Origin of the sequence: Zobellia uliginosa, assembly GCF_900156625.1 — a bacterium.
Taxonomy (GTDB): domain Bacteria; phylum Bacteroidota; class Bacteroidia; order Flavobacteriales; family Flavobacteriaceae; genus Zobellia; species Zobellia uliginosa.
In genome coordinates, this window is the sequence record NZ_FTOB01000001.1 from 969,324 (window position 1) to 994,223 (window position 24,900).

Consider the following 24,900-nt stretch of genomic DNA (forward strand, 5'->3'; position numbering starts at 1 on the left):
TTTGATCGCTCGGTAATTTAAAATTTTACAAACATGAATTGGAAAAATGCTTTAGTAATTGGTGCAGTAACTTTGTTACCGGTTTCCATGATGGCCCAGGCGAACATCTTGAACGCCAAAAAGCCCGAGGAAATAGGTGTCAAGACCGAAGCTCAGAAAGCTTTGGACAATGATGCTCCCCTTGAGTATGGTTATGTTGATGATCGTGACATCCTTTGGTCTAAGACCGTTTGGGAAGTTATCGACCTTGACGAAAGGGTGAACTTCCCCTTGTATTACCCTACAGACACTATCGACATAGGCAACGACAGAAGATCATTGTACGATGTGCTTATTAAGAACATCAAAAATGGTAGACTGAAAGATGTGTATGCAGATTCTTACTTTACCGATAAACGAAAGTTTAGTGATCTTGAGAGTACACTGCAAAAGGTAGATACTACCGATTACGGTTACGAACAGATCAATGCTGGGGAAGAATTATCTCCCGAGTATGTAATGAAGAGAACCCTTACCGCAGCCGATATTGAGGAGTACCGAATTAAAGGTATGTGGTATTTTGATAAACGTCAAGGTGAGCTAAAGTACCGCTTGTTAGGTATAGCCCCGGTTGCCCCCGATGTTAACTTTATTGATGATGACTCTATGGATCCCAGTGATGCTAAAGTTGAGCTTTTTTGGGTATGGTACCCAGATGCCCGACAGATATTGCATGAGGCCAAAGTCTTTAACCAAAGAAACTCTGCACAGCCTATCTCTTTCGATATGTTGCTTAACGCAAGACGTTTCAACGGTGTAATCTATAGGGAAGACAACGTTCATGGCGATCGAAAGGTAAACGATTACATAACCGACAACGCCTTGTTCCAATTGCTTGAGGCCACTAGGATTCAAGAGGTCATTAGAGACCGTGAACAAGATATGTGGGCTTACTAGACCCTAGAACATTCCAATTCAAATAGTATTTAGCGCCCCGACATTTTTGTCGGGGCGCTTTTTGATTGTCAATTTTCTACCTTTGGGGCATGGTAGATTATATAATTGTAGGCCTGGGTTTGGCCGGTATTTCATTTTGTGAACAGCTAGAGGGGCACAATAAGACTTTTAAGGTCATCAACGATGATTCACAAACCTCTTCCAAGGTTGCGGGAGGGCTTTATAACCCTGTCATCTTAAAGCGGTTTACTTTGGCCTGGCAGGCCGATGAACAGTTGAAGGAGGCAAAGACCTTTTATGCCGATTTGGAGGCTAAACTAAAGGTGAGGCTTGACTACGGGCTTCCGGTGTACCGGCGCTTTCATTCTGCGGAAGAGCAAAACCAATGGTTTGAAGCTTCCGATAAAAAAGGCTTGGGAAAATTTTTGAGTACGCAGCTCCAACCCAATACCAATGCCTGTATAGATGCTCCTTTCGGATTTGGCGAGGTGAGGCATACGGGAAGAATAGATACCGAAGCGCTCTTGTCTTCCTATAAAAAATACCTCCTTGAAAAAGCATTGTTGCTAGAGGAGACTTTTAATTTTGACATCTTACGACAGGTCGGGGAAGGCGTGGCCTACGGAACCCTAAAGGCCAAGCATATTGTTTTTGCCGAGGGCTATGGTTTAAAGAACAATCCTTTTTTCAACTACTTGCCCTTGCAAGGCTCCAAAGGTGAATATTTAATGATCAAGGCACCCGACCTAAAAGAGGATAAGGCCATTAAGTCGGCCATATTCATTATTCCTCAAGGGGGCGATGTATATCGGGTAGGGGCCAATTATGAACGGAACGACAAGACGAATACACCTACTGAAGCCGCTAAGAACGGTCTGTTGGATAAATTACGGACCGTGTTAAAATGTGATTTTGAACTTATTGGTCAGGTTGCGGGTATACGCCCTACGGTCGAGGATAGGAAGCCCTTGGTGGGCAGGCATCCCAAAATGGAGCATATGTATGTGCTTAATGGCTTTGGCTCCCGAGGAGTGCTTATAGGGCCATCGGCATCGAAGCAATTGTACGGTTTTATCGAAAACAGGGAGGCCTTAGACCCACAGCTCGATATAGCCCGTTTTACGCAGAAGTATTTTCGGTAACTTTTTTATGGTGTTCGGCCACGGCGTTGGGATCGTAGCCAATGAAGAAATTGATCCAGATGTTTCTTGAGAGTCGAATGATCAGGGGCATAAATACAATCATCGTACAGACGATGGCAATAAAGGTGTTGACCAAGTTGGCCCCTACGAATAAAAAGCTGATAACAAATGCCGCTACGGCAAAGGCAATACCCACGGCATAACTAACATACATGGCCCCGTAAAAGAAAGAGGGCTCTATCTTATATTTGGTGCCGCAATGTGAGCAACGTTCGTGCATGTCGAAAATTTTACCCAAATGATAGGGGTTTTTGTCTTCGTACATGCTCTCTTCATGGCATTTGGGACAACTTCCTGTTAAAATGCTGTATAGTTTGTTTCCTTTTTTTAACATTTGCAAAACTTTGGACAAAAGTACGATTTTGACTTTTTATTCAACGTAACGATCATTACAAATAATAGTTTTTTCTTAGTAATAAAGTAAACCACCTTTTAGGCACGAAGCCTATCTTAATCTAGAATTTTAAAGTATGTTGAACGTTCATAATCTTTCCGTATCCTTTGGCGGAGAATATCTTTTCGAAGAAATTTCATTTCGTTTGAACGGGGGCGATCGGGTAGGTCTCATCGGCAAGAACGGGGCGGGTAAATCAACACTCTTAAAATTGCTGTCAAAAGATATGCCCATTGATTCGGGTACGATCGCTACGGAAAAGAATATCAAGATCGGCTTTCTTCGCCAGGATATTGATTTTGTCGTGGGACGTACGGTTTTGGAAGAGTCGTATCAGGCTTTTGAGGAAATAAAGGCGTTAGAGCTCAAACTTGATGATATCAACCATCAATTGGCCGAACGAACCGATTATGAAAGTGAGATCTACCATCAGCTAATGGTCGATTTGAGCGACATTACCCATCGGTATGAAATTTTAGGGGGGTATAACTACCAGGGCGAGACCGAAAAGATATTACTGGGCCTTGGTTTTAAGCGGGAAGATTTCGATAAAAAGACCGATACCTTCTCAGGAGGGTGGCGTATGCGAATAGAATTGGCCAAGCTATTGCTCCAGAGTAACGATGTATTGCTTTTGGATGAGCCCACCAACCACTTGGATATTGAATCGATCATTTGGTTGGAGCAGTTCTTAAATGGTTATACGGGAGCTGTGGTCATCGTATCGCATGATAAGATGTTTTTGGATAACGTGACCAACCGAACCATAGAAATTTCTTTGGGACGGATCTACGATTACAATAAACCGTATTCGCAATTTCTAAAACTCAGGGGCGAGATCAAAGAACAACAGCTCAATGCCCAAAAGAACCAAGAAAAGGAAATACAACAGGCCGAACGTCTGATCGAAAAGTTTAGGGCCAAAAGCACCAAGGCTTCCATGGCGCAATCGCTTATCAAGAAACTGGATAAAATGGAGCGCATTGAGGTAGATCAAGATGACAACGCCGTAATGAACCTGCGTTTTCCGGTTTCGGTAACGCCCGGTAAGGTGATAGCCGAGATAGAAGGCCTCTGTAAAAGCTACGGGAGCAAAGAGGTTCTAAAAGACATCAACCTGCTTTTGGAACGCGATAGTAAAACCGCTTTCGTGGGGCAAAACGGACAGGGAAAGTCCACATTGGCAAAGATAATGGTCGGAGACCTTGATTACGAAGGTAAAATGAAGTTGGGGCACAATGTGCAAATCGGGTATTTTGCCCAAAACCAGGCCGAGTATCTTGATGGGAACAAAACCATATTGGATACCATGATCGACGCCGCCAACGAAAAGAACCGAAGTAAGGTGAGGGATATATTGGGATCCTTCCTGTTTCGGGGTGATGAGGTGGAAAAATATGTAAAGGTGCTTTCCGGAGGGGAGAGAAACCGTTTGGCTTTGGCTAAAATGTTGCTACAACCCTTTAATGTGTTGGTTATGGATGAACCTACCAACCACTTGGATATACAATCAAAGAATGTACTGAAACAGGCATTGCAAAATTTTGACGGTACCCTGGTACTGGTTTCGCATGATAGGGACTTCCTTCAAGGGCTGACCAACAAGGTATATGAGTTTAAGGACAAGGGGATTAAAGAATATCTGGGCGATATCGATTTTTACCTTGAGCAACGCAAGGTCGAAGATTTTAGGGCCATTGAAAAAAAACAGGGCCAACAAAAAAAAGCCGTAGCGCCTAAATCAAGTGGCAACGATTTTAAGGATCAAAAGAAATTAAAATCGCTTAAGAATAAGTTGAGCAATGTAGAAAGTGATATTTCTAGACTTGAAAAGGAGATTGGCGAAATAGACCATCAGTTGATGATGGATTACGACGCTACCATTGCCAAGCCTAATTTTTTTGACGGTTATCAGAAGAAGAAAAAGCAATTGGAGCAGCTGATGTCCAAATGGGAAGATATTACCTTGGAACTTGAAAATTTCTAAAAAAAAGGGCTGGATCTAGGGGCCCTGTTTGTTCTCACAACAGATTATCGGGTTTTCACAACATATTCAAGCACTTAATCGATATTTTTTGTTTTTCGACCATGTTTAGCCTTACTTTGTAGGGTAATTCTCAGTGACTTACGCCCATCTTACTGTCAATCGAAAAAAACATGATATGAAAAATCTATTTAGTTGTCTGATTCTTTTCTTCATTACCGTGCATACGGTATTGGCCGAAGTACCGAACAAAGAGAAAGAATTTCTTGTAGATCTTTATAATGCTACGGATGGGGATTCGTGGGAAAGAAAGTGGGATTTGACTGCTGATATAGAGACATGGCAAGGTGTTACTGTGAGAAACAATCGTGTGGTAGAAATCAATTTGTTTAAAAATAACCTACAAGGAACGATTCCGGCCAGTATTGCCAATCTTGAAAAACTTGAGAAATTGAATTTGGCCTTTAATGGAATTACTGGCGAAATTCCAAAAGAAATTGCCCAGTTGTCAAGACTTCAGGTGTTAAAATTGGAAATGAACCGAATTAAGGGGGAATTGCCCGAAGAATTAGGTGGAATGCGCAGCCTTAGGGAATTTACCGCATTTAATAATTTCTTGACAGGAAGTATTCCAGAAAGTATTGGGGAGATCAAAAACTTAAAGGTGTTGAACCTTTCCAGTAATAATTTAAAAGGAAATATTCCTAAATCGGTCGGTGGTTTGGCACAATTGGAGAGCCTGGGCCTTTTTGAAAACACCTTGGATGGAAGTATTCCTTCCGAAATAGGAGGTCTGACCAAGTTGAAAGAACTTGTACTGGCCAATAACCAATTAGGTGGAGATGTACCCGAAGAATTCGGTCAGCTTGCAAGTCTAGAGGTATTACAGATACAAAACAATAAGTTTGATTCGTTCAAGAACCTTAAATCGTTGGAAGAGAAAGAATTCTTGGTATTCGATTACGATAGGGAAGACGCTAAAATCGATTTCAAAAATGTAAAGTACGGTAAAACAAGAATGGCCGATACGAAATTTGAAGACGAAGAATAGAAAATATAGATTTCCATAATTTATTAGTTAGTTTGGTTAAAGGGATGCTGTACAGTATCCCTTTTTTTATGCATACTGCAAAAAACAATGTTTTAAGATAGATTTAACTTAACGGGCTTAAACTATTAAATAGTTTTGTGGTCCAACCTTTTTTTGACAAATAGCCCAACCACTTATGAATACAAGAAAGATTATCTTGACCATTATTGGTGTTTTACTGATTATTGTTTCCATCTATGGAGCCATAACCATTGTAAATAATAAGAAAAGACCAAGGCCTCGACCTGAAAAAATTGTCAAAACGGTTTTTGTAGATACGGTTAAAAACGGAACGGTTTCCATAGTTATTCCGGCTAACGGTAATCTTAGGGCAAAACAAAGGGTAGAACTCTATTCTGAGGTCCAAGGCGTCTTTAAAAGAGGACATAAACTATTCAAGGCCGGGCAGGTGTATCGATCGGGCGAGACCATTATCGGTATCGATGCTTCCGAATATGCCGCAAGTGTACAATCGGCCAAAAGCAGCTTGTACAATTTGCTTACTTCCATCATGCCCGATTTAAGACTCGATTATCCAGAGGTCTTTCCAAAGTGGCAAAAATATCTCAGTGATTTCAATATGGATAAAAGTACGCCGGCTTTGCCCGAAATGACTTCTGAAAAAGAAAAGTACTTTATTTCCGGCCGCGGTGTATTGACCAGTTTTTACAATGTTAAGAATTTAGAGCAACGCTTGTCCAAATACAGAATATCCGCACCTTTCAACGGGGTGCTCACCGAAGCCTTGGTTACCGAAGGTAGCTTGGTAAGGTCGGGCCAAAAGCTGGGCGAGTTTATCAATACCGATGTTTACGAATTGGAAGTGGCCATAGGTAAGGTCTATGGAGACTTGCTGAGGGTTGGAGAGAGCGTAGAATTAGTCAACTTGAACCGAACAAAGACCTATACGGGTAAGGTAACCCGAATCAATGGAAAGGTAGATCAGGCCTCACAGACCATCAAGGCTTTTATCGAGGTAAAAGATGCCAATCTTAAAGAAGGAATGTACCTCGAGGCGAGCCTCGATGCCAAGGAGGAAAAAGATGCCATAGAGATCGACAGGGGGCTCTTGCTCGAGAACGATAGGATTTTTGTGGTTAGGGACACCATTTTAGATGTCATTGATGTTAAGCCCGTTTATTTCTCCGAAAAAAAGGTGGTACTGAAAAATGTGCCTGACGGGTTGACCATTGTTTCCAAACCTGTGGTCGGGGCGTATGCCGGTATGCTGGTAAAGGTCTTTGATGAGACTAATGTAAAAACAGCGGAATAATGAGGAACATCATCTCATATTTTATAAAGTACCATGTAGCGGTAGATGTCTTTGTCTTGGCCTTTATGATATTTGGTATAGTCGGGGCGCTTTCATTGAAATCGAGTTATTTTCCGCTTACCGACTCCAAGAACATTACCATCAATATAACTTATCCGGGAGCTTCGCCTCAAGAGGTGGAAGAGGGTATCGTACTGAAGATCGAAGACAACCTCAAAGGCTTGGAGGGCGTAGATCGTGTAACCTCTACTGCTCGGGAAAATAGTGGAGTGATCAATGTTGAGATCGAGAAGGGGCGCGATATCGATTTTATGCTTCTCGAGGTAAAGAATGCGGTAGATAGGGTGCCTTCGTTTCCTACGGGGATGGAGCCTTTGATCGTTTCAAAACTTGAGGCCGTAAGGGAGACCATAACCTTTGCCATAAGCGGAGACCATATCCCATTGGCCACATTGAAGGAAGTCGGTAGGCAAGTCGAGAACGAATTACGGACGATCGATGGCATTTCCCAAATACAAATGAGCGGTTATCCCTTGGAGGAAATAGAGATTGCCGTTAACGAAAATAGCTTGCTGGCCTATAACATGTCCTTTAGCGAAGTTTCGCAAGCGGTGGCCAATGCCAATATTTTGGTAACGGGGGGAAATATCAAGACCGATGCCGAGGAGTATTTGATACGGGCCAATAACCGGGCCTATTATGGCGATGAGCTCTCCAATCTGATTATTCGGGCCGATGCTTCGGGCAGTACGGTGCGGTTAAAGGATGTGGCCATCATACGCGACCGTTTTGAGGAATCGCCCAATGCGTCGTATTTCGACGGGAACCTTTCCGTTAATGCCTCTATCACCAGTACCAATACCGAAGACCTTTTGGGCTCTGCGGAAAAGGTGAAAGAATACATAGAAGATTTCAACCATAAGCATAACAACATAAAATTGAGCGTGGTCAGTGATCGTAGTATCACCTTGAACCAACGTACCGAGCTGCTTACCGAAAATGCCATAGTAGGTATGATCTTGGTGCTCATATTCTTATCGTTGTTCTTGAATACGCGCCTGGCGTTTTGGGTGGCCTTTGGTCTGCCTATTTCCTTTTTGGGAATGTTCATTTTTGCCGGTTATTTTGATGTAACGATCAATGTACTGTCGCTTTTCGGTATGATTATCGTAATCGGTATACTGGTCGATGACGGTATTGTAATTGCGGAGAACATTTATCAGCATTACGAAAAGGGCAAGTCGCCTATACAGGCCGCCATTGATGGTACTATGGAGGTAATCCCTCCCATAGTTTCGGCCATTATTACCACATTATTGGCTTTTTCCATATTCCTGTTTTTAGATGGAAGGATAGGGGAGTTCTTTGGAGAGGTGTCGGTTATTGTTATACTGACCTTGGCAGTTTCGCTAATTGAGGCCCTGATTATCCTGCCGGCGCATTTGGCCCACTCAAAGGCCTTGAAGACCATAGATAAGGAGCCTACGACGGCCGTAGGGAAAGCTTTTGCAAAGTTGCGTGTTATCAATGAAATGGGGGACCGTTTTATGGTCTGGATGCGAGACAAGCTATACAGTCCGGCCTTGCGCTTCGGATTGCGTTACAAGGTGCTGATGTTTGCCTTTTTTGTAATGGCCTTGGTGCTTACTTTGGGTTCTGTAGGTGGTGGGATCATTAGAACCGCCTTTTTCCCAAGAGTGGCCAGTGACCGTGTTTCCGTAGAACTTTTGATGCCCAACGGAACCAATGAAAAGGTGACCGATTCCATTATTTCACTAATTGAGGAGAAGTCGATAATCGTCAATCAAGAGCTTACCGAAAAGTATTTAAAGGGAACGGGTAAGGTCTTGTTTGAGAACACCATTAGAAAAATTGGTCCGGGTAGTGCGGCGGCATCATTGGATATCAACCTTTTGCCAGGCGAAGAAAGACCTGATGAAATTAGTTCCGATATGGTGACCAACCGCCTGCAAGAATTGATGGGGCCGGTAATCGGGGTAGAAAGCCTTATCTATGGTTCGGGAGGAAATTTTGGGGGCAACCCTGTGTCGGTTTCCCTTTTAGGAAACAATATAGCCGAATTGAAGGCAGCCAAAAAGGAACTTAAGGCCGTACTGGAAAATAATGCCTTGTTGAAGGACGTAGCGGACAATGATCCAGCGGGAATCAAGGAAATAAGACTTGAACTAAAGGAAAACGCCTACTTGCTAGGTCTAGACCTCCGTACCGTAATGAACCAGGTAAGGGCAGGTTTTTTTGGTACACAGGCCCAACGCTTTCAGAGAGGGCAAGATGAAATTAAGGTTTGGGTGCGATATGATCGGGAAAACCGCTCATCGATCACCGACCTTGATGAAATGCGGATAGCCACCCCAAGTGGTGACCGCGTGCCATTGAAGGAAATCGCCAGCTATATCATCGAACGGGGCGATGTGGCGATCAACCACCTTGAAGGGCAGCGTGAAATTCAGGTTTCAGCCGATATTAAAGATGCTAAGAGCACGAGTGCTACGGATATTATGGATGAAATCCGTACCGAGGTAATGCCCGAAATTCAATCGAAATACCCTACCGTTAGCGCTTCTTATGAAGGGCAGAACAGGGAAGCCAATAAGATGACGAGCTCATTAAGGGTAGTCGGTCTTTCGGTCTTGTTATTGATTTACATTACCATTGCGTTTACGTTTAGAAGTTTCAGCCAACCGTTACTGTTGCTTTTGTTGGTTCCGTTCAGTTTGACTGCGGTGGCTTGGGGGCATTGGATCCATGATTTTCCCGTAAACATCCTATCGATGTTGGGTATTATCGCCCTTATCGGTATTATGGTGAACGATGGCCTTGTGCTTATAAGTAAGTTCAATGGCAACCTGCGCGATGGAATGAAATTTGACGATGCGATTTACGAGGCAGGGCGTTCGCGTTTTAGGGCCATATTTTTGACGTCTATAACCACTATAGCGGGTCTGGCGCCCCTATTGTTGGAAAAAAGTAGGCAAGCGCAGTTTTTGAAGCCCATGGCTATATCCATTGCTTATGGTATTGCATTCGCTACGGTGCTTACCTTGTTGTTGTTGCCTTTGTTCCTGGCCTTTAGCAATAGGTTTAAAGTGACCGCCAAATGGCTGAAGACGGGTGACGATGTGACTAAGGAAGAGGTTGAGCGCGCCATAAAGGAACAGAAGGAAGAAAAACATATGTCTGAACGGCCAGAGCCCTTACTGAAGGAGGTGTCAGACGATACAATGGGAAGCACACAAACTGGGGAGGATATACCTACGACTACCCATCCAAAGAAACCAGAACAAGAATGATACATAAAATTGTAACTAGCCTTATTTTTCTTTGCCTTACGGTTGGGCTGAGTGCCCAAGAAAAACGGCTGTCTAAAGAAGAGGCCGTACGGTTGGCCCTCGAGCACAATTTTGGTATAAAAATGGCCAAAAACCTGACCAAAATTGCCGATAATAACCAGGGGATACTGAATTCGGGATACCTTCCCAGTTTGACCGGTACTGCCGGTGCCAATTACAATGACCTGAACAGTACTACGGAATATCCCGGGCAGTTCGATACGTCGGGCGGCGCACGTGAAGACCTAGAGATCGATCATGCCGAATCGCAAACCTATAACGCCGGGTTGAACTTGAATTATACCTTGTTCGATGGACTAGGAAGGTTGTACAATTACAAAAGGCTAAAAGAACAATACCAGCTTACCGAGCTTCAGGCTAGGGAAACCGTAGAGAATACCTTGTTGCAGTTGTTCAGCATCTATTTTGAGGTGGCGCGACTTACAGAGAACGAAAACGTGCTCAAGCAGGCCCTTGAAATTTCACTGGACCGTATTACACGGGCGGAATACGCTTTTGAATACGGACAAAACACCAAGTTGGATATTTTAAACGCCCAAGTTGACGTTACCAATGACAGTATCAACCTGTTGAATACCAAACAGCAATTGGCCAATACGAAACGCGATCTGAACGTAGTGCTGAACCAAAGTTTGAGCGAGGACTTTCAGGTAGATACCATTGTCAGGTTTATTCCTCGTTTGCAATTGGACGAATTGATCGCCCAGGCAAGGGAAAACAATGTGTCCATACTTCAGGCGGAACGTAACTTGAACATTAATGAATACGACATTAAGGTCAATCGTTCGGGATATTTGCCGCAAATCGGTCTGACCGGTTCCTACGGATGGAACTTAAACCAAAGTGCGCCCAATTCGTTTTTGCCGGGCCAAGTTATTCCGGGCAGTAACCGGTCTAGCCTTACCTTCGGTTTGGGGGCAAGTTTAACTTGGAATCTCTTTGATGGGGGAAGGACCACTACCTTGCTCAAGAATTCTAAAATAAGCTATGAAAACCAAGAGTTGCTTCAAGAACAGGTAGCGCTTGAAGTCGACCGTGATATTCTCAATGCCTTGGCGAGCTATGAAAATCGCTTGAACATCTATGAAATCCAAGAGCAGAACGTACTTACCAACCGCAACAATTTTGAGCGCTCAAAAGAGCAGTTTCAATTGGGAAGGATTACGTCTATTGAATTTCGTCAGGCGCAGATCAATCTTTTGAATGCCCAGACCAATAAGAATTTGGCCAAGTATGACACCAAATTGGCAGAATTGCAATTGCTTCAACTTACCGGGCAATTGTTGAATGTTGAATTGTAACCTAATAGCTTGGTTTGTCGCTTACGTAATTTCTTCGTAGTATAGTCGAAATTCCAAAACAGCTTTTACATGTCGCAAATCGGTATCGGAATCGTGGGTACGGGATCCATTGTACACACCTACCTCAAATGTATCTCGGAAATGGCAACGGCCAAGGTCGTGGCCCTGTGTACTTCGTCTCCCGATAGGGCTCGGGAAGTTGAGACGGAATTCGGATATCCGGTCTTTAGTGATTACCCAGAATTTCTTGCCAAAAGTGATATCGACCTTGTATGTGTATGCAACGAGAGCGGTAAACATGGGGAGGCGATTAAGGCTGCGGCAATGGCGGGCAAGCATATTTTGACTGAAAAACCCTTGGAAGTAACAACGGAAAAGATAGATGCCCTAATCGCTTTGTGCAAAGAACGTCAGGTTTATCTGGGCTGCGTCCTTCAAAATCGATGTGCTGCGGACTATAAACGCGCGGAGGAGGCCATAAGGTCGGGTAAATTGGGGAAGTTGCTTATGGGGAACGCCAGTATCGATTGGTATCGGTCAGAGGACTATTATGCAAAGAGCGAATGGCGCGGTACCCTGGCTTTGGATGGTGGTGCGGCCTTTATCAATCAAGGCATCCATACCATAGATTTACTCATAAACCTTATGGGCCCCGTTTTTTCAGTCTATGCCCATGTGCAAACGAGGGTCCACAAAATTGAAGGGGAAGATGTGGGCGCTGCCTTGGTGAATTATACCAATGGGGCCATCGGCACCCTTACGGCAGGAACGGCCCTCTATCCTGGCTATCCCGAACGCTTGGAGGTGTATGGGGAGAAAGGAAGCATCATTATGGAAGGGGGGCAGATCATCGCCTGGAATGTCGAAGGGGAAGACCATAAGGCTGTGTCTTCGGAAACCTTGGGAAGTGGGGCTTCGGATCCGACCGCAATCGGTCATGAAAACCATAAAACGGTACTCGAAGATATGGTCGAGGCCATCCAGATGAAGCGGCCGCCAATGGTAGATGGTGAGGAGGCCAGAAAATCCGTAGCGCTGATAAACGCCATTTACGAGTCGTCAAAGCGGCGTAGTTTGATTCACCTGTAACCCGATACGCATGTACGAACACTTTTTTCAATGCCCGTATTGCTGGGAAGAAATATCCATGTTGATGGACCCATCCGTAAGTAAACAGACCTATGTAGAAGACTGTGAGGTCTGCTGCAATCCTATAGAGGTAAGCCCGCAATTTCAAGATAACGAACTGGTCGCCTTTGAAGCCCGTGATATAGAGCAATAGGCTTAATCCATTTCCTTGATCCTTCCTCCAAAGACTTTGTCCTTTTCAATGCTTTTAGGGTTTCCGTAAATGTAGATGGATCCACCTGCACGTACTTTGGCGCTCACTTTATCGGAGGCGTTTACATCGGCCCTTCCCCCCGCGTTGACCACTACTGTAGTTTCCTTGGTGTCAAGCTGCTTGTTATAGGTTTTTCCTCCCGTATTCACCATAATCTCTTGCTGGGTGGCCGAACCACTAAGGGTTACTTCCCCGCCGGATACGGATTTTGTATAAAGATCTTTGATGTCCACTTTTAGCTCTATCTGTCCTCCCTCTTGGGTCTTGATCTCTACGCGTTCCCCTTTTACCGTTTCGTCAGATTGTATGCTTGCGTTTTCGTTCGCGTCGATCAAGGTAAGTTCCTCGGTGTAGTATAGGGTGGCATTTGCCTCGTTCCCATCTAAGAAATTATCGAACTCCATTTTAATTTTTAAGAGTCCGTTCTTGTTGGAGATGTTTACTTCATCCTTGTCATCGCCCGTAATGACCAATTTGTTCTCGTTGCTTTTTACAAGTTTAACGATAATACGGTCGTAGACTTTGAGTTCGTTGAACTTTTCCAGGGTTTTTGTATTTGACTTTTGTGCCCATATGCCTGCCGAGATGAACAGGGCAAGGACGAGTAGTTTTATTTTTTTCATCGCGCTTATCATTTCTAGTGTTGGCCCAAATATAGGCTATTTTTGGTGAAGCAATTTTGTCGGTCGTGCCCCATAATGGCATGCCGTCATTGGTTTTGTGGCTTTTTCAAACAAAAGTTGTAGGTCTTGTTATCTCTTTGTCCGTGTTGTGTTTTTAAGGGGGGCGGGTTTGTGTTCTATCGATAAAAAAAGCTATTTTTAACGAAAACCAAACATCAATGCAAATTCCGTATACTAAAGTTACCATGGCAGTCTGCCTTCTAGGCGCGATGCTACAATCTTGTAAAACTTCAAAACCAGCGGCAGAAAACCCGGCTCCAGTGGCACAGACGGAGGCCCCGTCTACCGCCAAGGCCCTTCCGGAAGCTGTTGAAGGTTATACTGAAGTCGTACCCGGCACCGATAAGGGGTTTAAGATGGTTTACATCCCTGCGGGAAAATTTACCATGGGCAGTCCGGAAACAGAAGCGAACAGAAAGGCTGATGAAGGCCCTCAGAAGGAAGTGGAACTCGATCCCTTTTATATGGCCCAACATGAATTGACCTGGGATTTGTTCGAACTGTTCTTTAAGCAAAACAAGGAGCTGTTCGTTAAATTGGAGAACGATAAGGTGATGAAAATCGATGCGATCACCCGACCGAGCCCACCTTACGAGGATCCTTCCTATGGTATGGGCAAGGACGGTTTCCCTGCTGTGAGTATGTCGGCCTATTCGGCCTTGGTCTATTGCAAATGGCTCAGTACGGTGACCGGAAAATTCTATCGATTGCCTACCGAGGCGGAATGGGAATATGCCGCAAAAGCCGGAACGCAAACGGCCTATAGTTTCGGGGATGACCTGGCACAATTGGATGACTATGCGGTCTATTATAAGAACTCCGATGGGAAGTATGCCAAAGTAGGAAGTAAAAAACCGAATCCTTGGGGCTTGTACGATATGCACGGAAATGCCGCGGAATGGACCTTGGACGAGTATAAGAGCGATGCCTATGCCACAACCGACGCCAAAAATCCATGGGTGACACCCACGGTAATACATCCGAGGTCGTATAGAGGGGGTTCATGGGACGATGATGCCGACAAGCTGCGTTCATCGGCTCGGTCGGCCTCAAGCCTGAAACAACAAAAACGAGATCCCCAGATCCCGAAGAGTTTTTGGTGGTTTACCGATTCCAATTATGTTGGCTTTCGCGTGGTGAGTCCAAAAAATCAACCCAGTCCCGAAGAGCAGAAGAAGTTCTGGCAAATTGTTTTGGATGAATAGTAGGCTTGCTAAGGCAGGTCGCAATAGAATTAATAACGCCAATCACTTAATTGGCTCCATATGTTTACAATGAAAAATACCTTTTTAGTATGGCTTTTGGTCGCCTTTGCCTTTGTGGGAAGGGCGCAAGATGAATACGTGCTTTCCGATCAGAGTAAACTGACGATCAGTGGCACTTCTACCGTGCACGATTGGACGGTTGCGGCAAATGCCCTTTCGGGCCGCTTGGGTTACGATGGTACAGCCCCTACCCAAATCGATTTTGAGGTGGCCGTCGAAAATATTCAGAGTGAACGTGGAGCGGCAATGGACAAAAAAATGCACGCCGCCCTTAAGAAGGAAGAGCATCCAACCATAACTTTCAAGCTTAAGGAAGTAAAGGATAAATCGATTTTTGTGGGGGTGTTGCGCATTGCGGGCGTAGAGCAGTCCGTGGAGATTCCGGTCGATATGGAATCGGATTCCCAAGGATTGAAAATCACAGGGAAAAAGCAATTGATCTTACAAGATTATGGAATGGAAGCTCCCACGGCAATGTTCGGACAGATAATCGTAGGGGACGAGGTTACCGTTAACTTCGATTTGCGTTTCTCAAAGAACTAAGGTGTTTTCGGGGGCGGCTTTTAAAAACCTTTTATATGGATGAACGTCAAAAGATTAAAAATCTGGCCGCCCAATATGCTCCCGACTTTGTGGCCGTACGAAGGCATCTGCACCAACACCCTGAGCTTTCCTTTCAAGAACACCGAACCTGTGCCTACCTAAAAGAGCAATTGTTGTTGCTGGGGGTGACCGATATTGTATCGGTTGCCGAAACGGGGCTTTTGGCTACCATCCATGGCAGCCGAGCGGGAAAAACGGTACTCTTACGGGCCGATATCGATGCCCTGCCCATTCAGGAACGCAATACGGTCGATTATGTTTCCAAAAACGATGGGGTCATGCATGCCTGTGGTCACGACGCCCATAGTGCCTCGCTTTTGCTCTGTGCCAAGATTTTAATGGAGTTAAAGGAGGTTTTTTCAGGAAGCGTAAAGCTGCTTTTTCAACCTGCGGAAGAGTTGAGTCCCGGTGGAGCCAGTGCGGTCATCCGTGAGAAGGTCTATACGGCTTTAGGAAGCCTTCCCCATTTAGGACAACACGTACGGCCCGATATCCCAGTGGGAAAGGTAGGTTTCCGTTCCGGAAAGTTTATGGCCAGTATGGACGAACTTTTTTTAACGGTCAAAGGGAAAGGGGGCCATGCCGCCATGCCTGAAAAGACCATAGACCCCGTTTTGATCGCCTCCCATATCATAGTGGCCGCCCAGCAATTGGTCAGCCGCAGGGCCGACCCCAAAATACCTTCCGTACTTTCTTTTGGAAAGGTAATCGCCGATGGGGCCATAAATGTCATTCCCGATGAGGTGATTATAGAAGGCACGTTCCGAACATTGGACGAAGATTGGCGAAAGATCGCTTTGGGGCAACTCGATAAATTGGTGACAACCTTGGCCGAAGCCATGGGAGGCAGTTGTGAATTGAAGATCAATCACGGCTATCCGCATTTAAGGAACGAGCCCGTATTGACCGAGCGACTAAAGGCCCTCTCGGAAGACTACCTCGGAAAGGAAAACGTATTGGAGTTGGACCAATGGATGGCTGCGGAAGACTTTGCCTATTACAGCCAACAAAACCCGGCTTGCTTCTATATGTTGGGTGTGGGCAATGCGGAGAAGCACATTGGCTCGGGCTTGCATACCCCCACCTTTGATATTGATGAGTCTGCCCTTGAGATCGGTGGGGGGCTCATGGTTTGGTTGGCCTTAAGTACACTCTCGGCCTAATCTCTTGGTTTACTATTTTTAGATTGATGTATTTTTATTTTTCGTAGGACAGTTTTGGTGATTTTGTTAAAAACGAGGATGAATATTCAAAAAATACTAAAGAATAGCGAAAAAGTACAACTCATTGAGTTGTCGACATAGCCCCAAACGACTACTTTTAAGGAATAACATTAAGTGTATAATGTACTATTCCTAAAAATGAGATATAAGGTAATTATTACAGTAGCTTTGGCAAGTTTGATCGGTTTTCTTTTCCTATATAAGAAAGGGGTATTCGATAGGGAAGAGAATGCCTATTCCGATATGAAGCTTCCTGAAACCGTAGATTACAATTTTCACATCAAACCTATTCTTTCCGATAATTGTTATACCTGTCACGGACCCGATGCGAATAAAAGAAAGGCGGGCTTGCGTCTCGATTTGGAAGAGGCCGCTTTTAAGGAGCTTTCCGAAAACCCCGGACACTATCCCATCGTTTCAAAAAATTTGAAAAAAAGTAGATTGTACCAGGTAGTCGTTTCCGATGATGACGATGTGTTGATGCCTCCTCCCGATTCAAAATTGGCCTTGAATTCCTATGAGAAGAAATTGATAAAAAAATGGATCCAACAAGGGGCAAAGTTCGAAAAGCACTGGGCTTATATTCCTCCTAAAAAGAAAAGCGCCCCCCAAACGGAAAACACACAGTGGGTGCAGAACGAAATCGATGGTTTCATTTTGGAAAAACTGGAAGAAAAAGGTTTGGTCCCTTCTGAAAAGGCGCCCATAGAAACCTTAATACGACGGATAAGCTTAGATTTAACGGGCTTGCCGCCCCAGCTTGAGCAGGTGGAACAGCTTAGGTCGGAAACCGATATTGCCAAGATCGTTGATACCTTTTTAGCGTTGCCCGCCTATGGTGAGCGTATGACGCAGTCTTGGCTAGACGTTGCCCGCTATGCCGATTCACACGGATACCAAGACGATAGTTACCGTACCATGTGGCCTTGGCGTGATTGGGTTATCCATGCGTTCAATAAAAACTTGCCCTATGATGAATTTTTAACCTGGCAGCTGGCCGGTGACCTATTGCCCAATGCTAGCAAGGAACAGATACTGGCTACGGCCTTTAACCGCAACCACCCCATAACACAAGAAGGTGGGGTTATCCAAGAAGAGTATCGTACCAATTACATCTTGGATCGCACCAATACATTGGGGAAGGGCATTTTGGGGATTACCTTGGAGTGCGCCCAATGCCATGACCATAAGTACGACGCCATTTCACAGGCCGACTATTTTGAGATGTTCGCCTTTTTTAATCAGGTCAATGAAAGGGGCTTGCAAATGGACGCCGTTCAGGCAGGGAGGCGAAAATTCTTTGCCGACCCCCCTTATATTACGATAACGAAGGAGGAAACGGAAGACGTTTTATCGTTTATCCATATGGATAGCCTGTCGCAAATCAATGTGATGGTGATGAACGATTCGGCTCCTAGAACGACCCATATATTAAATAGGGGACAATATGATCAACCGGCAGATTCGGTGAGTCCGAAAACGCCCGAGGCCATCTTGGCCTTTTCCGATGACCTTCCCAAGAATAGGTTGGGACTTGCGCAGTGGCTGGTCGATAAAGAAAATCCGTTAACGGCAAGGGTATATGTAAACCGTATCTGGGCCATGTTGTTCGGTAAGGGCTTAGTAGAGACCTCTGAAGATTTTGGCGTTCAGGGAAGCCTGCCTAGCCACCCCAAACTATTGGATTGGTTGGCGGTAGATTTTATGGAACACGATTGGGATATCAAGTACCTCTTAAAAAAGATTATGCTATCGGCAACCTATCAGCAAAAATCGGAATTGCGGTCCGATCTTAAAAAGGCCGATCCCGAAAACAAATTGTTGGCACGGGCACCGCGCTTTAGAATGAGCGGTGAGATGATCAGGGATTATATTTTGGCCACAAGCGGCTTGCTCAACCCTGAATTGGGCGGGCCAAGCGTAAAACCCTACCAACCTGCGGGTCTATGGGAAGAAACCAATGCGGGAGGCAACCGCGGGGTACTTACCAAATACGTACCCGATACCGGGGAAGATTTGTACCGCCGCTCGTTGTATACCTTTTGGAAGCGGACTTTGCCACCGCCGAACATGACGATTTTTGATGCACCTACAAGGGATTATTCGGAAGTACGGAGACAGAAGACCAATACGCCCTTACAGGCCCTAGTGATGCAGAACGATACCCAGGTATTGGAAGCGGCAAGGGTTTTGGCACAACGCTGTATAGAGGCGACACCCGATGATCCCGATATTGTGGCGACCATGTTTAAACGCATACTTGTGCGGAGTCCGAGGGAAGAGGAATTATTGACCTTGAACAGTTATTACCACAGCGCATTGGAGCAATACAAGAACGATAGTGAAAGTGCCGAAAAGCTGATTGCGGTCGGTGAATATGAACAATTGCCGGTCGATCCCGGAAAAACGGCAGCCCTGATGCTTACGGCACAGGTGATTTACAATTTAGACGAAACCATTACAAAAGAATAGGCCATGAAAGAAGACGAAAACCAAAAAGAAAATCCGCTAAAGGGAAATCGACGCCATTTTTTTTCACAACTGAGTGTGGGTATCGGTTCCTTGGCCTTAGGGTCATTGTTGATTCCCGATTTGTTCAAGGGCGGTAATGCCCAACCTTTGACCCAACCCTTGGGAATACCCCATTTTGCCCCCAAGGCGAAGAGGGTGATTTATTTATTTCAGGCCGGGGCGCCCTCACAATTCGAGTCGTTCGATTATAAGCCGACTTTGCGCAAACGTATGGGGGAAGACTTGCCCGAATCGATACGGAACGGACAGCGCCTGACGGGAATGACCGCAGGACAGGACAAATTTCCATTGATGCCGGCGGCTACCAATTTTAAGCAATACGGCGATAGCGGAACGTGGATTAGTGACTACTTTCCCCATATCGCAAAAATAGCCGATGATATTACGGTGGTGCGCAGTATGCATACCGAAGCCATTAACCATGACCCCGCCATTACCTTTTTTCAAACCGGAAGCCAGATTTCGGGTCGCCCCAGTATGGGATCATGGATGAGCTACGGACTGGGAAGCGAAAACAAGAACTTGCCCTCTTTCGTTGTACTTACCTCGCGGGGTAAGGGCAATAGCCAAGGACTCTACTCTAAATTGTGGTCAAGTGGGTTTTTAGATTCCAAACATCAAGGGGTGCTTTTGCGCTCGGGCAAAGACCCGGTATTGTATTTGAACGATCCCGACGGTATTTCAAGATCCGATAAGCGCCATTTGTTGAACGAGGTTAGCCAATTGAACAAGTTACATCATGTGGAGACGGGAGATGATGAGATAGAATCGCGTATTGCCCAGTATGAAATGGCCTACCGTATGCAAATGTCGGTGCCGGATGTCATGGATATTTCAAAAGAACCGGAATCGATTGTCAAACTGTACGGTGAAGACTGTCAGGTGCCGGGTACCTATGCCGCAAACGCCTTACAGGCACGAAGATTGGCGGAAAATGGCGTACGCTTTATACAACTCTACCACCAAGGGTGGGACCAACACGGTAATTTGCCCAATGCCATGGCAGGTCAGGCCAAGGATGTGGATCAGGCGTCTGCCGCCCTGGTCATGGACCTGAAGCAGCGGGGTATGTTAGAAGATACCCTAGTAGTTTGGGGCGGTGAATTCGGTAGGACCAATTATTGCCAAGGCAAATTTGATCCGGCCGATTTCGGTAGGGACCACCACCCAAGGGCCTTTAGCATTTGGATGGCCGGTGGCGGTATCAAACCCGGACTCAATTACGGGAAGACCGATGAGTTTGGATACAACGTTATAGAAAACCCCGTACACGTAAATGACTTTCACGCGACTTTAATGCATGCCATGGGACTTGATCACGAGCAATTGACCTATAAATATCAAGGTCGACGATTTCGATTGACCGATGTGGCCGGTAATGTAGTCAAAGACCTTTTAGCATAGCCGATGACCGATATTTTAAAAAAACGTTGGGTAGATTATACCATTTTGGGCCTATCCGTATTCCTAGTATTTTGTTTGGTTTTTGATGCGTATATCGTACTGCCTAATCTGGTGGCGTGGTTGGGACGCTGGCACCCTTTGGTGCTCCACTTTCCGATTGTACTCTTGCTTATAGCCGCTTTTTTAGGATTGACAGGAAGGCCAATTCCACATCGCTTGTTGGTCATAGCCGTATTATCGGCCCTGCTTACCGCTATATCCGGTTTTTTTCTAGGAAAGGAAGTAGCCGTAAAGGGCAATTTGCTCTTTTGGCACCAGTGGATGGGTGGCGCCGTGGCCCTTATGGCATCGGTATGGTACCTTCTGAGCGATAGGGGGCTGGACCGTACGGTTTACGGGAAGGGACTTCAGGTCGTTTTGATTGTTTTGGTTGGGTTTACGGGGCATTATGGGGGAATGGTAACCCATGGGGAAGAGTTTTTGGCCCTTCCGACATCAAAAAAACAAAAAGAGATACCCGAGAACCCAATAGTGTATACCGATGTGGTAGCGCGTATCTTGGATGACAAATGCGTGTCTTGTCACAATGCCAATAAAAAGAAGGGGGAATTGCTGATGATCAATATGGCGGAACTGCTGGAAGGTGGTAAAAGCGGGCATACCATAGTCCCAGGGGAGCCTCTTAAGAGCGAATTGATAGGTAGGCTACACTTGCCCTTGGAAAACGAAGAACATATGCCTCCCGAAGGGAAAACGCCCCTAACGGATGCGGAAATTAAAATCTTGGAAAGATGGGTGGCCTTAGGGGCTTCCGATACCTTACGTTTTGATCAATTGCCCAAAAGCGAACCCTTGGTCGCACTGATCAAAGGGCTTATGGAACCCGACCCCATGTCAAAATGGGCGGACTTGCCCTTTGTGGCCGATAGCACCCTACAAAACTTGGGATCGGATTATCTGACGATTGAGCGGGTGGCAAGCAATTCCAATGCCTTGAGCGTAGATGTGTATTTGCCGCCCGAGTACGATGCAGCGGCTGTTGTGGCCATGGAGCGCATTGCTGGACATATTGTGGAACTCGACCTTAGTGGCCTGCCCATAGGGGCCGCGGAAATGGATTTTGTTGCAAAATGCCAAAACCTGGAATGGTTGGAAATCGACAAGACCCCAATAGGTGACAGCGAACTTGAAAAGTTGGCAAGCTTGAAAAACCTGAAGTTCTTAAAAACCTACGCCACTTCCATTACAGATAAGAGTATACCGGTCTTTGAAAATATGAAGGGACTAAAAAATCTCTATGTATATCAAACCGGCATTTCTAGGGAAGCTCTTGAAAAACTTCAGGCCAAGAACCCAACCTTGTCGGTCAACTATGGCATCGACCCGGAAATTGAAGCGTTTTTTGTGGCTGGCGACTCCGTGGTCGTGGCGAAATAGTTTTAATACCTTGTTCTTATAGAAAAGCACGGGCCCTATAAGGCTTTTGCTGTTTCTGAAGCCCCTGTTGTTATAGGGTTTTTCAAATCAATGCTTAGCTAGGTGAAAAGGCATAAAAAAAGGCTTCCGATAATTCGGAAGCCTTTTTACTAAGAGTGATGCGCCAGGATTACCTTACCTTTTTTATCAATGGTGCAAATAGAAAACCACAACGTCTTTACAGTCCAAATTTTACACTAATCTAAAAAGCGGATTAACCGAACTCTAAACTGTATTCAAAACAGTACATTCTGTGGTGAAACTTATGGGTGTTTTGCAAAGTAGAATTAATAATAATTAGCTTATTGGAGCTAATCTTAAAGCGTCGGTTTTACCAATAAATTCCCATAGTATCAGATGAATACACAATCTACAATTTTAATTCTTCGGAAATCTCCAAGGCAGTTTCAATGTCATTGGCCAATTCTTCCACTAGCTTCATACTGTCCAGCTTTCCTGATGGAAATGAAAACAGCCCATTCGCATTTTTTACGGCCATATACATTTGTCTATTTTGAAAGGACAAGGATATGGGGCGGTCAAATTCTTCTTTTAAAGCAACAATTTTTTCCATGATTGAAGCAGATAGAACATAACGGGCCTCCACTTGGTCGGTACCGTACACCATAAACTTGCTGGTAAACCTTGGATCTTCCAAATGTATTTCCTGCTCTTCCTTAAAATTAAAACTGGCCAATCGGTCCACTTTTGTCATTTGGTTTTTGGACAATACCACCGTATGGCCGTTCAATTTCTTTTTAAACCGCAACCAACAGAACATACCCCGGAAAGAATAGTTGGTGTTGTCAGCTAATTTTTTGGTTACCATATTCTTGAATACGGTCTGGTACATAACGCCTAACATATTTAGAACGGGAATACGCATTAATATACCCAAAAACTTGTTGGCTACATTGTTTTCCACAATGCCCAAGTCCGTTATGTTTATTTCTGTATCATTGGTTCTTCCTCTAATCTGCCCGTAACTATAAACTGGTGCTTCTTCCTTTATCCAAGGGAATAATTTGCTTTTTACCACTTCATTGGTTGGGGCCATTGCACCTTGGGTAAACTCAACCTGTGGAAACAGCATTTTGACCATTTTAGCAATGGTTTTCTGTTCCGTGGTTTTGAATTTTTGAAATGCCCTGGTAAAAAAGATGGTGGTCGGATATAAAAGGACCATCAGCCCCATTATTGGATAGAGGGATGCGTAGGGGTCGGTGTGACTGCTCTTGAAAACATCCAAAAAAGCCAAAGAAGTATTTTCGAGCATTGGTATGTATTGTATGCCCAACAATGCAAGCATAAATATGAGGTACATACCGGTAATGCCCCACATGACTCTTTGCAAAAAAAGGGTGCGCTTCTTTTTTTTATAAAGCGTATCCAACACTTTGCTGGTTTCGGAATAGGCCGCTACTATGCGCTCTTGCATTATCTTAATATTATGGCCATTTTATGGTGTTCCACGGACTGTCTGGGCTTTCCAAAACCTGTTTGTAAAGGTGGAATACTTCTTCTTTGTACGTACTGGAATCGGCACTTATATCTATGGCAAAACCAAGGGCAAAGCTTTTTCCAAAATCTTCCCAAGAAGAAAAATGTTGCAAGGCCAATGCTTTGGCAAAATTGATGACCTTCCAGGCTTCTTCCTCAGAAATAAGATTGCCGGTATAGGCTTTACGTGCCTGCCCGACCAATACTGCCGCATCATAACCTGCCACACCAAGCTTTAATTCGGAATCAAAAAGGATGATGCCTTTTTGCTTTAAACTGTTTAGGGCTTCTCCAGAACTTAACGTTTTCAAATAACGATGGGCCCGCTCATTACTGCCGAATTTTTGATCCATTAGTTCGCCCCATTTTTCTTGAGGTTCGTTTTCAATCATTCCTTGGATAAAATCAAAGTACCATCGGCGACCATCTTTCATAAAATACTCGGTCAAACCCCAATACCCTTCCACGGTATCAATGCCCCAACCTTCCAGATAGGGCTTAACATCTTTGGCAGTGAGAAATGATAGGGTGTTGGTGTTGGCTTTCCACCATTCGGCTATGGGCGTATACAAGGCTAAGCCAAATAATTGTTCTTGATTGAGATCACTGTTTGGCGACTTTCTAAATTTCGCCTTCGTCTTGGCCGGGGTATCGTATTCTTTCTTTCCAATTTTAAAATAACGAATGGCATAAGAAGCAATAGCGATGGCCAGTATCACATAACCGTACCAGGGTAAGTTTTCGAACATTTGCATGATTTATGGTTTTAAAAATTGATTAACGTTGATTTCTTTTTGTTCCGCTTTAGGAATTTCCAATAGCGTACCGGGTTGGTCTTTTCGAATACCCGCGATAATACTTGCGGGAAACATTTCTATGGTATTGTTATAGCTGGTGACCGCCGCATTATAGGCACGTCGTGCCGCGGATATCTGGTCTTCAATATCAGAAAGTTCATATTCGATGTTCGTGAATTGCTTGTCGGCCTTTAAATCGGGGTAGTTTTCCACGTTGATGTTCAACCCGCCAATAATATGAGTTAGCTCGTTTGAGGCCTTTATTTTTTCGTTCGCCCCAGAGGCTTTTTCAACAGTACTACGTAGTTCTGTGATCTTTAGCAAGGTTTCCTTTTCATGCGCCAGATATTTGTTGAGCATGGCGATAAGGTTCGGAATCAAATCAAACCTTTTTTTAAGATAAATCTCAATGCTGCCAAAGGCTTGTTTGATTTGATTTTTTTTACCAATTATCCGGTTGTTGACAATAATGCCAGTTAGCCCGATAAGCGCTAGAATTGCAATGGCGATAATGATTTTCATAC

The 24,900-nt window shown here is 44.7% G+C and carries 20 protein-coding genes; 15 read left to right on the forward strand and 5 right to left on the reverse strand.

The genetic code is table 11. The annotated features are described in order from the left end of the window. Positions 1 to 33: 33 nt before the first annotated feature. Positions 34 to 936, forward strand: a complete 903-nt coding sequence (gene porN, locus BW980_RS04060; protein WP_013992514.1) for a type IX secretion system ring subunit PorN/GldN — start codon at positions 34 to 36, stop codon at positions 934 to 936. An 89-nt stretch (positions 937 to 1,025) separates the two neighbouring features. Next, the gene (locus BW980_RS04065; RefSeq protein ID WP_076453625.1) at positions 1,026 to 2,078 is read left to right on the forward strand and encodes an NAD(P)/FAD-dependent oxidoreductase; all 1,053 of its coding nucleotides are present in this window, start codon (positions 1,026 to 1,028) and stop codon (positions 2,076 to 2,078) included. Here the strand turns inward: BW980_RS04065 and BW980_RS04070 are convergent. Beyond that, positions 2,056 to 2,472: a DUF983 domain-containing protein gene (locus BW980_RS04070; protein ID WP_076453626.1), complete on the reverse strand. Its 417-nt coding sequence runs from the start codon at positions 2,470 to 2,472 to the stop codon at positions 2,056 to 2,058. The genes BW980_RS04065 and BW980_RS04070 overlap by 23 nt on opposite strands. A gap of 136 nt (positions 2,473 to 2,608) precedes the next feature. Here BW980_RS04070 and BW980_RS04075 point away from each other — a divergent pair, with 136 nt between their 5' ends. The 7 genes from BW980_RS04075 (at position 2,609) to BW980_RS04105 (ending at position 12,833) form a co-directional block, all read left to right on the forward strand. Further along, a complete protein-coding gene (locus BW980_RS04075) occupies positions 2,609 to 4,519 on the forward strand; it encodes an ABC-F family ATP-binding cassette domain-containing protein (RefSeq protein WP_076453627.1) in 1,911 nt (636 codons plus the stop codon). A gap of 175 nt (positions 4,520 to 4,694) precedes the next feature. After that, positions 4,695 to 5,567, forward strand: coding sequence for a leucine-rich repeat domain-containing protein (locus BW980_RS04080; protein ID WP_076453803.1), 873 nt, complete (start codon positions 4,695 to 4,697; stop codon positions 5,565 to 5,567). Positions 5,568 to 5,742: 175 nt separating this feature from the next. Then, complete coding sequence (locus BW980_RS04085; RefSeq protein WP_076453628.1) at positions 5,743 to 6,879, forward strand: efflux RND transporter periplasmic adaptor subunit; 1,137 nt, start codon at positions 5,743 to 5,745, stop codon at positions 6,877 to 6,879. Then, entirely contained in the window at positions 6,879 to 10,190 is a 3,312-nt protein-coding gene (locus BW980_RS04090) for an efflux RND transporter permease subunit (protein WP_076453629.1), read from the forward strand. The genes BW980_RS04085 and BW980_RS04090 overlap by 1 nt, the downstream gene beginning before the upstream one ends. Then, on the forward strand, positions 10,187 to 11,551 hold the full coding sequence (locus BW980_RS04095) for a TolC family protein (RefSeq protein ID WP_076453630.1): 1,365 nt from the start codon (positions 10,187 to 10,189) through the stop codon (positions 11,549 to 11,551). The genes BW980_RS04090 and BW980_RS04095 overlap by 4 nt, the downstream gene beginning before the upstream one ends. A 69-nt stretch (positions 11,552 to 11,620) precedes the next feature. Beyond that, a complete protein-coding gene (locus BW980_RS04100) occupies positions 11,621 to 12,640 on the forward strand; it encodes a Gfo/Idh/MocA family protein (RefSeq protein WP_076453631.1) in 1,020 nt (339 codons plus the stop codon). Between the two features lie 10 nt (positions 12,641 to 12,650). Further along, positions 12,651 to 12,833, forward strand: coding sequence for a CPXCG motif-containing cysteine-rich protein (locus BW980_RS04105; RefSeq protein ID WP_046287365.1), 183 nt, complete (start codon positions 12,651 to 12,653; stop codon positions 12,831 to 12,833). Between the two features lie 2 nt (positions 12,834 to 12,835). Here BW980_RS04105 and BW980_RS04110 read toward each other — a convergent pair whose 3' ends face one another. Beyond that, positions 12,836 to 13,516, reverse strand: a complete 681-nt coding sequence (locus BW980_RS04110; RefSeq protein ID WP_076453632.1) for a head GIN domain-containing protein — start codon at positions 13,514 to 13,516, stop codon at positions 12,836 to 12,838. 218 nt (positions 13,517 to 13,734) lie between these two features. Between BW980_RS04110 and BW980_RS04115 the strand changes: the two genes are divergently transcribed. The 6 genes from BW980_RS04115 to BW980_RS04140 all read left to right on the forward strand — a co-directional run bounded on the left by BW980_RS04115 (position 13,735) and on the right by BW980_RS04140 (position 22,040). Continuing rightward, positions 13,735 to 14,781 carry a formylglycine-generating enzyme family protein gene (locus tag BW980_RS04115; RefSeq protein WP_245799934.1) on the forward strand — a complete coding sequence of 349 codons (1,047 nt, stop codon included), beginning with the start codon at positions 13,735 to 13,737 and terminating at the stop codon, positions 14,779 to 14,781. A gap of 60 nt (positions 14,782 to 14,841) precedes the next feature. Further along, a complete protein-coding gene (locus BW980_RS04120) occupies positions 14,842 to 15,384 on the forward strand; it encodes a YceI family protein (RefSeq protein WP_083690338.1) in 543 nt (180 codons plus the stop codon). 35 nt (positions 15,385 to 15,419) lie between these two features. Beyond that, a complete protein-coding gene (locus tag BW980_RS04125; protein WP_076453634.1) occupies positions 15,420 to 16,607 on the forward strand; it encodes a M20 metallopeptidase family protein in 1,188 nt (395 codons plus the stop codon). 198 nt (positions 16,608 to 16,805) lie between these two features. Continuing rightward, entirely contained in the window at positions 16,806 to 19,139 is a 2,334-nt protein-coding gene (locus BW980_RS04130) for a PSD1 and planctomycete cytochrome C domain-containing protein (RefSeq protein WP_076453635.1), read from the forward strand. A 3-nt stretch (positions 19,140 to 19,142) separates the two neighbouring features. Then, positions 19,143 to 20,603: a DUF1501 domain-containing protein gene (locus BW980_RS04135; protein WP_076453636.1), complete on the forward strand. Its 1,461-nt coding sequence runs from the start codon at positions 19,143 to 19,145 to the stop codon at positions 20,601 to 20,603. Between the two features lie 3 nt (positions 20,604 to 20,606). After that, positions 20,607 to 22,040, forward strand: a complete 1,434-nt coding sequence (locus tag BW980_RS04140; protein ID WP_076453637.1) for a c-type cytochrome domain-containing protein — start codon at positions 20,607 to 20,609, stop codon at positions 22,038 to 22,040. A gap of 409 nt (positions 22,041 to 22,449) precedes the next feature. On the opposite strand, the gene BW980_RS04145 is transcribed toward BW980_RS04140, so the two are convergent. From BW980_RS04145 to BW980_RS04155, 3 genes are read right to left on the reverse strand one after another with little or no spacing between them, the layout of a single operon-like run. Continuing rightward, positions 22,450 to 23,517: a DUF3137 domain-containing protein gene (locus BW980_RS04145; protein ID WP_076453638.1), complete on the reverse strand. Its 1,068-nt coding sequence runs from the start codon at positions 23,515 to 23,517 to the stop codon at positions 22,450 to 22,452. A 10-nt stretch (positions 23,518 to 23,527) separates the two neighbouring features. Then, complete coding sequence (locus BW980_RS04150; protein WP_083690339.1) at positions 23,528 to 24,334, reverse strand: DUF1266 domain-containing protein; 807 nt, start codon at positions 24,332 to 24,334, stop codon at positions 23,528 to 23,530. 3 nt (positions 24,335 to 24,337) lie between these two features. After that, the gene (locus BW980_RS04155) at positions 24,338 to 24,898 is read right to left on the reverse strand and encodes a LemA family protein (RefSeq protein ID WP_076453640.1); all 561 of its coding nucleotides are present in this window, start codon (positions 24,896 to 24,898) and stop codon (positions 24,338 to 24,340) included. Positions 24,899 to 24,900: the final 2 nt, after the last annotated feature.